This is a genomic window from Pseudomonas sp. 65/3-MNA-CIBAN-0223 (assembly GCF_040310425.1).
GTDB classification, from domain to species: Bacteria; Pseudomonadota; Gammaproteobacteria; order Pseudomonadales; family Pseudomonadaceae; genus Aquipseudomonas; species Aquipseudomonas gregormendelii.
Map to the genome: position 1 here is coordinate 1 of NZ_JBEOPV010000162.1, position 268 is coordinate 268.

At 42.5% G+C, this 268-nt stretch carries 1 protein-coding gene; it reads right to left on the reverse strand.

Annotated elements, in window-relative coordinates:
- Positions 1 to 268: cation:proton antiporter domain-containing protein (locus tag AAEZ09_RS28365; RefSeq protein ID WP_350601667.1), on the reverse strand; the 268-nt coding region annotated here is incomplete at both ends.

Here is a 268-nt window from a genome sequence, read left to right on the forward strand (position 1 = left end):
GTCCAATCCAGCTAATCATTAACTTTTCATTGGTCTTTAAGTTAGAGCCAATGGACGAGGCCCATACTGATAATGGACGCGCGATGAACATCACGATAGCCAGTAATACTAGACCCGCAAAACCAACCTGCAGTAGACTTTCAAGCTCAACACGAGCCGCAAGAATGATAAATAATACTGAAACTAATAAAATGGTTAACGATTCATTAAACTCTAAAATCGTATCGCGCGGGAATTTTGGCCAGTTGGCGAGGGCAACGCCTAATAC